The sequence below is a fragment of the Desulfovibrio sp. genome (assembly GCF_009712225.1).
Taxonomy (GTDB): Bacteria; Desulfobacterota; Desulfovibrionia; order Desulfovibrionales; family Desulfovibrionaceae; genus Desulfovibrio.
This window is the reverse complement of record NZ_WASP01000006.1, coordinates 338,855-350,437: the sequence shown is the minus strand read 5'-3', so window position 1 is coordinate 350,437 and position 11,583 is coordinate 338,855. Positions and strand designations below refer to the sequence as shown.

Sequence of the window (11,583 nt, the reverse complement as noted above, 5' to 3'; positions counted from 1 at the left end):
GCGCCGCCCCGGGGCGGCGCAAGTCTTAAGCTTGAGTGCGTCAGTTCCGTGGCCCAAAGGGACTTGGCCGCCCGCCAGACAATTCTGCTGGCGGTTCGCTGCCCGCGCTGTTATCCGCAGGCTTGGCGCTGGCATCAGCGGGTTTGGCACTGCTGCTGGCAGGCTTGGCACTGCTGTCAGCAGGCTTGTCGGCGTCTTCACCGTCCTTGGGACCGAAGGGGCTGGGGCGGCCACCGGGCAAGGTAGCGGCATCCTCATCAGGCGCTATGCCAAGGCCGGTAGGCGGCGTTTCCTTCTTTGCCTTGGCAGGACGCGGCGTACGGTCAACAGAAGCATTTTCACCTTCCAGCTGACGTTCCTGCACCTTGCGGCGTTCGGCCTTCTTTTGGCGCAGCAGCATACTGTCGTGGCTGCCGGGCTGAATGTCCGCGCCACCAGCAGGCTTGCCGGAGGCCTGAGCGGGTGCGCCAGCGGCCTGTTCGGGCGTTACGTCCACATTCTGGCTTTCTTCAAAGCGGTTCTTGTTCTTGCGCTCAACATGCGGCGGAGGAGTGAGTTTGGGGCGTTCCTTGGGGAAGAAGGACAGGCCCTGATCAACGCTGCCATTGCCCTGCGGGAAGTTGCCCGACTCTGCCACGGCAAAGATAAGAGGCACATTACCGAGGTAGCGCACGTTAAAGTAAAACTTGCCATTTACGTTAGAGCAGGACCCCGAGGAGGTCTTGGTGACAACTTCGTCCCAGTTCACACCAGCAAGAGGTGTGGAGGCAAAGTCGTACTTGCCGGGCCAGAGCAGAGCCTGAGGCGAAAGAATGACCACATCCTGCGGGGTGTGCGAATACTGCATGAGCGAACGCATATCAAAGTTGGCCACAACCACACCCAGGAAGTCCACGCCGTCATAGAGCGGCGAGGCAAGCAGCACTTCGGGCCCGTAGGGCGAATTCTGCACATCAGCACGCAGGGCGCGGGTGCTCTGCTTTTTGTCTTCATAAAGCAGGGGGATGAAGTCAAGCGGCTTCACAGGATTGGCGGGTTCCTGCCCAAGGATGGTGCCGTCGTATTTCACACCGGCAAAACCACTGATCCAGGGGAAGGATGTAAGGAACGAATTCAGCCATTCACGCGTCGGCGGCTTGTCGGCATTAAGCATAACCCGCTCCAGGCGCGTGAGCTCAACGTCAATGCCCATCATGCTGTGCGTGAGGGAAAGCGCCTGGGGCGAAAGGTTGCCTTTTTCATCAAAATCCACGCTAGCCGGAGGACTCACGTAGGTGTTCCAAAACGACTTTGTGGATTTCCAGACGTTCTTGGTAGGCTGATATGAACTGCAACCCGTTACAAGCGAGGCAGCAAACATCAGCAAAAAGATGTAACGCACATATGATTTCAACACAGTGATCTCCCTCATTAACTGTGCGCCCTGGCTTCAACTCGTTCAGCCAAGGCTTCAAGCATGCTTATGAGCTTGTCCTTACCGCTGGCTGGTTCTGCCGAAGCTGCGGGCTGGACGGTATCCAACGTCTGGACATTGCCCAGGCGGGCGGTCAACGTAGCAATGCGCTGGCGCAGGTCGGCGCTTTCTTCAGGGTGCACCGCCGCGGCTGCAAGTTCATGATAAATATCAAGCGCGCCCTTGATATCGCCCTGTTCGGCCAACACTTCGGCCATGGAACGCGTGCGCAGTGAAAAACGCTCTTCGGCTTCGTCCGCATCTTCCACAACCACAGCCTCGGTTTGCGTAACCGGAGCGGCATAGGCAGCATAGGCATCTGCCCCATGGGCCACCATGGGGGAAACACCTTCTTCGACCTCGGACGGCAGCGCGTCGTCTTCGGCCATGGCGAGATCAGGATCAAAATCAATGGAATCGTGGGAAAGCTCTTGGTCAACAGAACCCTGGTTACCGCCTGCACTGTACGCAGCATCGGATTCCCTGGTGATATCATCTGCAACCGGTTCGGCCACAGGTGCGGCGGCATGGCTGGCAGCCATCTGCCCCGCGAGGGCTGCGGCTGCAGCCACAGAAGCCGCAGGCGCAGTTTCTGCAAAGCCGGGTACTACATCATGTGATGCCTGAACGGCACGAACGGCTAGTTCCGCGGGCTGGGCAACGCCAGCAGGTTGCGTGTATGCCTGCCCGGCAGTTTCTGCCCCGCCGCCAGCCATGGAGGCAAGCCCCTGATTGATCACATCATGCAGCGAAACTGGCCCCTTCGAAAAATTGAGGGCCAGAAAACGCAGCACAGCCGCAGTATCCGGGGCATTGCCAGCGGCATTGATGCACGCGGCCCACGCCTGCCAGAACCCGGCATAGGTAGAAAACATCTTGGTCAGCCGACCCACCTGCTTTTCGCAGGCTTCCAGCTTGTTGGCAGAGTGCAGCAGCTCTATGAGGTAGAGACGGGCTTCCAGAAATTCTTCGTGCCGGGCAAGGCCCTGCTCCAGAATTTCAACTGCCTCGTCAATACGATTGGCCTCGGCCAGCAGACGGGCCAAAGGAAAAAAGACCTTGGAATTGGGCTCAAGCTCCAGGACTTCTTTATACCATTCAATTTTTTCCGTCATGGTTTCTGCTCCCGCCCCGGTTTCGCCACGTCGCCGAAAAGATAGAGCACCTCGTTGTCGCGAACATAATGGAGGCGCTGACGAATGACTTTTTCCATATACTGGCTGTCTGACTGCAAAAGGCGAATTTCACGGCTCAGAGAGAGGTTTTCCGCATCAAGGCTTGCAATCTGCTTTTCAAGCTCGGCATACTGGTGCTTGAGTTCGCGGTACTCGATAAGCCCTGTGGGGCCCCACACCATGCGTGCAAAGAGCACCACGTTAACAAGGCCCAGAACAACCAGAATGAACGTACGCCAGAACATTACTGCAGCAGCCGTTGTGGTTGTGAACCGTTGCCAGTCGAAAGCCGCAGCTCGGCCAAAAACGTGGCCGTAGCTTTTTCCAGCCGCGTAACATCTTCCTCCGCAAGGTTCATCTGATCGACCTGATGCAGATAATCCTTGAGAGTACTCAGCTCCTCATCAAAGTGACGGCCCCAGACCCCGGCACGCATGTCGGGCTCCAGTTCCAGAATGGTCTGGATGCAGTTTTTCAGGCGGATCTGCAACGTACTCATGCGTTGTACCCGTTAACCTGCCTGTTTACGCGTATTGCGGTAAAAATCATAGCAATAGTTCGAGCCTGAAACAATGGCCAGCACCAGAGCCGTATAAAGCAGCCCCAGACCGAGGGGCTGCAAATCCATGCCCCACAGAGGGTAATGCAGGGTAAGCGGCACAATGGCAAAAATCTGAAGCACAGTTTTTGCCTTACCGAACTTGTCGGCAGCCAGAACAATACCCTCGTCAATGGCAATGGCGCGCAGGCCTGTAACCACAAGCTCGCGGCATACTATAATAATGACCACCCAGGCAGGGGCCCAGCCAAGCTTCACAAACATGATCAGCACCGAACAGATCAGCACCTTGTCGGCCAGCGGGTCAAGAAACTTGCCCATGCTGGTAACCATGTTGGAGCGGCGGGCGATATATCCGTCTGCCCAGTCGGTGAGAGAGGCAAAAATAAAGGCCAGTGTAGCCAAAATACAGGCGACAGGCCCTTCAAAATAGAGCAGCAAAACAACCAGAGGGGTCATTAAAATGCGTAACAGTGTAATTTTATTAGCAAGATTAAGCATTCTTCCTCTCAGGCGCTCCGTGCGAATTTTTCAATGCGTTACCATAAAAGAATACGGGAGAAAAGGAGAAAAAAAGCTCCCCCGGCGACCGGTCCCGACCGCCAGGGAAGCCTGCATTTCTACCGAGCCACGCTCGCGATGCCTTTAGCGGTGGGAGCTGGCAAGGGCTTCCAGGCTGCCGTCGGCAGCGTTGGCAATGGAATCTGCCAGGTTAAGGAAGGCCTCCTTGGCCGCGCTCTCCGCTTCAAGGTACACCACAGGAATACCTTTGTCAGCCGCAACCACAGTGGTGGGATCGAGCGGCACAGCACCAAGAAACTTGAGGCCGTAGCGCTTGGCAAGCTCTTCGCCGCCGCCCTTCTTGAACAGGTCGATTTCCTGGTGGCAGTGGGGGCACACAAGACCGCTCATGTTTTCCACCACGCCAAGCACGTTGGAGTTGGTGTACTGCAAGAAGTTGATGGCCTTGCGCACGTCTGCCAGAGAAATTTCCTGAGGGGTGGTCACAACCACGCACAGGGCATCAGGAATGGACTGCATGACAGTCATGTGTTCGTCGCCGGTTCCTGGAGGGGAGTCGATGAGCAGAAAATCCAGTTCGCCCCACTTCACGTCTGCAATAAACTGGCGAATGGCCGAGGTTTTTTTGGGCCCACGCCACAGAATGGCCTGGTCCTTGTCCTGCAGAAACGTATCCATGGAGATGACCGACAGGTTTTCGTTGTACGCCGCCGGAATCATCAGCTGGGTGGGTTCGTCGATTTCAACCGTGCTGGTAAGACCAAGCAGATTGGGCACGCTGGGGCCGTGAATGTCGACATCAAGAATGCCGACCTTGAACCCGCGCCGTGCCAGCGCCGCAGCAGTATTGACGGTTACAGAGCTTTTGCCCACGCCGCCCTTGCCGCTCATAACAAATATCTTGTGGCGAATATGGCCCAAGCAGTCGGCTATCGCGCGGTCCTGCTTGGCCATAGGGTCATTACATTCTCCGCTGCCGCCATTGCCCTTTGCACTCGAGCAAGTAGACGCAGAAGAACAGGATGAACAGGATCCCATGACAACTCCTTCAATTACGGCGGGCTTGGCGACGGTGTATCTACCAGCCGTGGTCGCCCACCAGATCCACAAAAACTACCGGCCCCAGGTCTTCGCTGCTAACGCGCCCCTGTTCCTTGCACACGCGCACAAGGCGCTGAGTACGAGGCTTTGACCCTACGGGAATAAGCATTATGCCGCCCTCGTCAAGCTGTTCAACAAGGGGGCGCGGCACTTCCGGCCCGCCGGCTGTGACAATGATACGGTCAAATGGCGCGGCCTCGGGCATGCCAAGCGTGCCGTCACGCCGCTGCATGTGGATACCCCTAAGTCCCAGTTGTCGCAAGAGGCACGAGGTATTTTGATACAACTCGCGCATACGCTCAACGGTAAATACCGTGCAGCCCATGGTGGCAAGCACTGCGGCCTGATAGCCAGAGCCCGTGCCTATTTCAAGCACCCGCATGCCCCGCTGCACTTCAAGCAGCTGGGTCATCAGGGCAACGATATATGGCTGTGAAATGGTCTGCCCGTAGCCGATGGGCAGGGGGGTGTCTTCGTAGGCCTGAGAGCGCAGGGCTTCCTGCACAAAAAGGTGACGCGGCACGGCCATCATGGCCCCAAGCACCCCGGGGTCGTTTATGCCGCGCGCTTCGAGCTGATCGCGCACCATACGACGCCGTAGACGTTTGGGATCCACGGATGGAGAAGGCTCGCGGGGCGGGCCCCCAGCCGTGGTATATTTACCGTACTGCATACTGCGGAAGTGAAAACAGATTTTTTACGCCAAGTCAATGTGCACAGCGGGGCTTTGGGGCAGATCAAGAGAAGTTCCAGACTTTTCCTTGAAACTTGCCTTTCTTTATGCAACGCTTCGGGAAGCGAGATTGAGGAGTCGGAAATGCGTAAAAGAAGTTTGTTTTCATCGGTACTAGGTATTTTAGTGGTCGCCCTGCTGGTAGTTGGTGGCTACGTTTTTTTTAAGGATCTGGACGGCCCGGTTGTGGATGTGACGCCCAACACCGGCAAGGTTTCTCCTGCCAGCGTGCTCAAGGTGCGCATGAAGGACCCTTCCGGCATTCGCTCCATCTCGGTGGGCGTGCGCAAAAACAATATTCTTAATGTCATCTACAGCAAGCATTTTGACAAATACATTCCCGAGCGCGAGGTAGAAGTCCCCATGAAGGACGCCAACCTGCGCGAAGGGGCGTTTGAACTTGAAATACGCGCCACAGACGGCTCGCTTGCCGGTTTTGGTCAGGGTAACACCCGCACGGTTCAGCTGCCCATGCGCCTCGACACGCAGCCGCCGCGCATTTCTGTAAAAACCCTGCCCCCCAACGTTCGCCGTGGCGGTACCGCCGTGGTGCGCTACACCATTGACGAAGAAGTGAGCAACAGCGGTGTGCTGGTTGCAGGCTATTTTGTGCCCGGCTACCTGCAAAAAGACGGCAGCTATATCTGCTTTTTCCCCTTCCCCTACACCATGACGGCCCGCGATTATAAAAACAGCGTGGAAATCACCGCTACCGACCTTGCGGGCAACGTGACCAAAAGCCACCTGACTGTCATGACCTTTGAACGGGTATTTAAAAGTGACAGCATTGAAGTGACGGACAACTTCCTGCTGGCTGTTGAAAGCAAGCTGCGCGATCTGGCCCCTGACGCGGCCAACCCGCTGGAGTGCTACCTGTACATCAACAATCAGGTGCGCAACGCCAACGTGCAGGCCCTGCGCGAAATCGGACACGACTCTGCTTCGGCCATGCTGTGGAGCGGCGCGTTTGAACGCCTGCCCCGCTCTGCCCCGCGCGCCGGTTTTGGCGATCACCGTTTCTTCAGCTATCAAGGCAAGCCCGTGGGCGAATCATACCACTTGGGCTTTGACCTTGCCTCGGTGCGCAATGCAGAAGTGCCCGCCGCCAACAGCGGACGCGTGGTTTTCTGCGGCAACCTTGGCATTTATGGCAACCTGATTGTTATCGACCACGGCCTTGGGCTCATGTCGCTGTACTCGCACCTCAACGACCAGCTCGTCAAAGTTGGCGATGTTGTGCAGAAGGGGCAGATTATTGCCCACACCGGCAGCACGGGGCTTGCCTTTGGCGACCACCTGCATTTTGGCATACTTGTAGGCGGCGTGGAAGTTACCCCGCTTGAATGGCTTGACCCCAAGTGGATCCGCGACAATGTCACCGGCCGCATTGAGGCCTCAATGGCCCAACAGTAGCCGTTTGACAGAATAATGACAGTGCGCTGAATACGCACACACAGGCCAGTAAAGTCGGCCCGGGCAACGCCAAGCTCCCTGCGGGGAGTGAAGAGTTGCCCGGGCCGACTTTTTTTTGCAAACAAGTCTTGTGTTCTGGTCGCGTTCAAGTGTAGCCTGAATTTATGAAAGAATGCCAATGATCTCTGACATGGCTTTCACGAAGACATCAGGCCCAAATCACATAAACCTGTTTCATGTGAGGACTTGTACGTGTCTCCACCACTACTATACCTTGGTCTGGATATCGGCTCCACCACCGTCAAACTGGCGCTGCTGCACGCAGACGGCGCCATAGCCGAAACACGCTATTGCCGCCACGGCACGGCCGTTCGCGCCACACTGGCAAGCCTGCTTGCCGAAGTCTCCCAGCTCTATCCCTCCGCCACCGTGCGCTGTGCCATGACAGGCTCGGGCGCTCTTGATCTCAGTAATCAGCTCTCCATCCTGTTTGTGCAGGAACTGCTGGCAACCGCACGCGCCATTGCACACGGTGCACCCGACACTACTGTGGCCGTTGAGCTGGGTGGTGAAGACGCCAAGCTGCTCTACCTGGGGCAGGATGTGGAGCTGCGCATGAATGAATCGTGCGCAGGTGGCACTGGGGCCTTTATCGACCAGATGGCCCGCCTGCTCAGTACAGACGCGGGCGGTCTGAACGATCTGGCCTCGCGCCACACGACCCTGTACCCCATTGCCTCGCGCTGCGGCGTTTTTGCCAAGACCGATATCGTGCCCCTGCTCAACGGCGGGGTTTCGCGTGAAGATATCGCGGCTTCCATATTTCAGGCTGTGGTAGAACAGACCATAGGCGGTCTTGCCTGCGGCAGGCCCATTACGGGCAAGGTGGCCTTTCTGGGCGGGCCGCTGCACTTTTTGCCAGAGCTGAAAACGCTGTTCATCAAAAACCTCGACCTTTCACCCCAGCACATAGCCCATCTGCCTCATGCGCAGTGCACGGCGGCCATTGGCGCGGCCCACTGCGCCATTTCTGCCGAAGACTCGGCTCAGCCCCACAATCTGGCAGACCTGGCCGTGCTGGCGGGCAGCCTTTCACACACGGCCAAGGTGAGCACAGACAAGATACTGCCCGGCATGTTTGCCGACAGCGACGAATACGCACGCTTTTGCCAAAGGCACGCCACCACAAGCATGCTGCCCGGTGCCGACATCAGCCAGGCGCGCGGCCCGCTGTACCTTGGGCTGGATCTCGGTTCAACCACGGTCAAGGCAGTGCTGGTCGACAGCGAACAGCGCGTTCTTGATTCGTGCTATGCCTCCAACGGCGGCAACCCGTTGCAAACCCTGCTGCCGCCCCTGTCCGACATGCTCGACCGCATACCCGAAGGAGCGTGGCTTTCCGCATCCGGCGCTACCGGTTACGGAGCACATCTGGCAGAATCTGCCCTTGGTGTGGACAGCGTGCTGGTGGAAACTTTGGCGCACTTCAAGGCGGCCACACGGCTGGTTCCCGAGGTCAGCTACGTTATCGACATTGGCGGCCAGGACATGAAGTGCCTCAAGATCGATAACGGCGTCATCAGCGACGTGAGCCTCAACGAAGCCTGCTCTGCCGGTTGCGGCGCGTTTCTGGAAAGTTTTGCCCGTGGCCTTGGGTTGAGCATGCAGGAATTTGTTGATATTTCGCTGTATGCGGCGCACCCGGCCGACCTTGGCTCACGCTGCACGGTGTTCATGAATTCCCGGGTAACGCAGGCACAAAAAGACGGCCTGCCCATCGCCGACATTGCCGCCGGCCTGTGCTACTCTGTTGTGCGCAACGCTCTGGACAAGGTGCTGCGCATCAAGAACACGGCAGAGCTTGGCGAACATGTGGTGGTTCAGGGCGGGGCCTTTCTTAACGACGCCCTGCTCTGCGCCATGGAGCGTACCCTTGGCCGCCATGTGCACCGTCCGGCATCATCCGGCCTCATGGGGGCATACGGAGCGGCGCTTGAAGCGCTTGAGAAATCAGAATGTACAAGCCTTCGCTCGTCCATCACGGCCTCGCTCATACGCGGTCTGGCCATGCGCACGCGCAGCTTTCGCTGCCGCGACTGCGGCAACAACTGCCTGCTTACTGAAACGCGTTTTTCACACGGCTCGCGCCATATAGCGGGCAACAGGTGCGACAGGTTCAGCGAATCGCGACGCGGAGCAACCGTTACCGCACCCAACCTCATCGCCTGGAAAAACCAGCGGCTTTTCCGTTATGAACCGCTGTCGCTCGAGTCTGCCCCGCGCGGCAGGCTGGGTATCCCCAGAGTGCTCAATGTCTACGCGCACTATCCATTCTGGTTCACCCTGTTTACCTCGCTGGGCTTCAGGGTGGAGGTTTCGCCCCCCACCAGCCGGGCACTGTTTGCGGCGGGGCTGTCGTCCGTTCCATCGCAAAGTGTCTGTTACCCTGCCAAACTGGCGCACGGGCATGTGCTGTCGCTGCTTGAAAGCGGCATAAAGAGCATATTCTTTCCCTGCATACCTCGCGAGGCGCAGGAATTTACCGAAATGTGCGATTCCTTCTCCTGCCCGGTGGCCTGCGGCTACCCGCAGGTGGTGCGCGAAAACCTGCCCGAGATCAAGGATGCCGGGGCCGTGCTGCATGCGCCCTTTGTGAACCTGACCCACACGGCATCGCTGGTGCGCAACCTGTGCCGCGAATTCAACCTGCCCAGAGGCGAAGTGCGCGCCGCCATGCGTGCCGCCCGGCACGAGCAGGCACACTATCTGCGCGAGCTGCGTGCAGAGGCAGAGCACATCTATAGCGAAACCCTGCGCAACAAGGGCACCATGGTGGTGCTGGCGGGCCGTCCCTATCACACCGATCCGCAGGTGCACCACGGCCTGCCCGACTTTATCGCCTCGCTGGGCGCTGCCGTGGTGAGCGAGGACGCCCTGCCCCGCAGCTGGATAAGCCACCGCATGAACTTTACCCTGCGGGCGCGCAACCAGTGGACATACGCAGCGCGCCTTTATCGCGCTGGCCTGTGGGCCTGCGAGGCCGACCACGGTAATGCTCGGGTAGAGCTTGTGCAACTTACCTCGTTTGGCTGCGGCATTGATGCCATCACCGCCGACCAGATGCGCGAGCTCATGCGTGCCCACGGCAAGCTGTATACCCTTATCAAGATGGACGAGGGCAATGCGCTGGCCTCGGCGCGTATCCGCATACGTTCCCTGCTGGCGGTCAGCAACGGCAGCAAGACAAAAGGGCAACCCTCAGCCACAACTGCCATGCCTGTGTTCAGCAAGCGCGATGCGGGCACACACACCATTCTTGTGCCGCAAATGGCCCCCCTGCACCTGCCCTTCATAACCGAGGCCATTGCGGGCAACAGCCACACGGTGCGCCTGCTGCCCACCGTAAGCGCCGAAGCCGTTAGCCTTGGGCAGGCCTACGTGAACAATGACGCCTGCTACCCTGCCATCGTGGCCATAGGCCAGCTGCTGCACACTCTGCGCAGTGACGACCTTGATCCCCGCCGCACGGCCCTGCTGCTTTCGCAAACCTGCGGGCCGTGCCGGGCGAGCAATTATCCGGCTCTGCTGCGCAAGGCTCTGCAGGAATGCGGCTACGACCCCATTCCCGTGCTCACCATCAATTCATCCGGCACAGAGAGCCAGCCGGGCCTGCGGCCAGACAAGGCCATGCTCTGGCGCATGCTGCTTGGCATGCTTGCAGGAGACATGTTGCAGAGGCTATCGCTGTTTACCGGCACATATGAATGCACCGCTGGTCAGACAGAAGACCGCGTACAGCACTGGCTGCAGACCATGTCGCCAGTAATCCGCAAGGGGGATGAAACCGCCCTGCGGCAGCTGCTGCCGCGCCTTGTTCGCGACTTTGCCAGCATTCATACCCATCTGACGCCACGCCCCCGGGTCGCGGTGGTGGGTGAAATTCTGCTCACCTACCACTCGGATGCCAACAATCATATTGTTGAACAGATCAGGCAGGAGGGCGGCGAGCCCCTGCTGCCCGATTTTACCAACTTTATGCTCTACTGCCTGCGCGATGCAGTGTACGACTGGCGGCATCAGGGCGGCAGCGCATGGTCGGCCCTTGGCAACAGCCTGGTGATGCGGCGCATAGAAGGCGTGCGGCGTTACATGCGCGGTGCGCTCAACACCTCGCCTCTCAGCGCAAACGTCATGCCCGTGGCCCACATCGACGACCTTGCCCGACTTGGCGAAAGCGTTATGTCGCTTGGCAACAGCGCGGGTGAAGGCTGGCTGCTGCCCGCAGAAATGCTGGAATTTCTGGAACACGGAACCAGCAACATTCTGTGTCTGCAGCCCTTTGGCTGCCTGCCAAACCATGTGGTGGGACGCGGTGCGTTCAAGGCCGTGCGGCGTCAGCGTTCAGAGGCCAACATCATGGCGCTGGATTATGACCCCGGCAGCAGCGAGGCCAACCAGCTCAACCGCATACGCCTGTTTATGGCCATAGCCAGAGAAAAGGAAAAAGAAAGGGAAGAAGCCGCCCGCCATGCCCGGCATACCTACACTGGCGCGGGCGGATACTGCCCCGGAGATTACTGGCAATAAAAAAATGCGGCAAATCAAAACCACCTGCTCTCGGGTGGTT

At 58.4% G+C, this 11,583-nt stretch carries 9 protein-coding genes; 2 read left to right on the top strand and 7 right to left on the bottom strand.

Features of this window, described 5'->3' with window-relative positions; translation table 11 throughout:
* Positions 1–40: 40 nt before the first annotated feature.
* The 7 genes from F8N36_RS06935 to F8N36_RS06905 all read right to left on the bottom strand — a co-directional run bounded on the left by F8N36_RS06935 (position 41) and on the right by F8N36_RS06905 (position 5,399).
* Complete coding sequence (locus F8N36_RS06935; protein ID WP_291332069.1) at positions 41–1,396, bottom strand: hypothetical protein; 1,356 nt, start codon at positions 1,394–1,396, stop codon at positions 41–43.
* A 14-nt stretch (positions 1,397–1,410) separates the two neighbouring features.
* On the bottom strand, positions 1,411–2,568 hold the full coding sequence (locus F8N36_RS06930; protein ID WP_291332068.1) for a tetratricopeptide repeat protein: 1,158 nt from the start codon (positions 2,566–2,568) through the stop codon (positions 1,411–1,413).
* Positions 2,565–2,873 carry a septum formation initiator family protein gene (locus F8N36_RS06925; protein ID WP_291332067.1) on the bottom strand — a complete coding sequence of 103 codons (309 nt, stop codon included), beginning with the start codon at positions 2,871–2,873 and terminating at the stop codon, positions 2,565–2,567. Before F8N36_RS06925 ends, F8N36_RS06930 begins: the two co-directional genes overlap by 4 nt.
* A complete protein-coding gene (locus F8N36_RS06920) occupies positions 2,873–3,127 on the bottom strand; it encodes a hypothetical protein (RefSeq protein WP_291332066.1) in 255 nt (84 codons plus the stop codon). Before F8N36_RS06920 ends, F8N36_RS06925 begins: the two co-directional genes overlap by 1 nt.
* A gap of 12 nt (positions 3,128–3,139) precedes the next feature.
* A complete protein-coding gene (gene pgsA / locus F8N36_RS06915; protein ID WP_291332065.1) occupies positions 3,140–3,688 on the bottom strand; it encodes a CDP-diacylglycerol--glycerol-3-phosphate 3-phosphatidyltransferase in 549 nt (182 codons plus the stop codon).
* Positions 3,689–3,832: 144 nt separating this feature from the next.
* Positions 3,833–4,747: an Mrp/NBP35 family ATP-binding protein gene (locus tag F8N36_RS06910; protein WP_291332064.1), complete on the bottom strand. Its 915-nt coding sequence runs from the start codon at positions 4,745–4,747 to the stop codon at positions 3,833–3,835.
* Positions 4,748–4,787: 40 nt separating this feature from the next.
* The gene (locus F8N36_RS06905) at positions 4,788–5,399 is read right to left on the bottom strand and encodes a protein-L-isoaspartate(D-aspartate) O-methyltransferase (RefSeq protein ID WP_291332063.1); all 612 of its coding nucleotides are present in this window, start codon (positions 5,397–5,399) and stop codon (positions 4,788–4,790) included.
* Positions 5,400–5,627: 228 nt separating this feature from the next.
* Here F8N36_RS06905 and F8N36_RS06900 point away from each other — a divergent pair, with 228 nt between their 5' ends.
* Together F8N36_RS06900 and F8N36_RS06895 are read left to right on the top strand one after the other, a co-directional pair.
* Positions 5,628–6,956, top strand: a complete 1,329-nt coding sequence (locus F8N36_RS06900) for a M23 family metallopeptidase (RefSeq protein WP_291332062.1) — start codon at positions 5,628–5,630, stop codon at positions 6,954–6,956.
* 252 nt (positions 6,957–7,208) lie between these two features.
* Positions 7,209–11,543, top strand: coding sequence for an acyl-CoA dehydratase activase (locus F8N36_RS06895; RefSeq protein WP_291332061.1), 4,335 nt, complete (start codon positions 7,209–7,211; stop codon positions 11,541–11,543).
* The last annotated feature ends 40 nt before the right edge of the window (positions 11,544–11,583 follow it).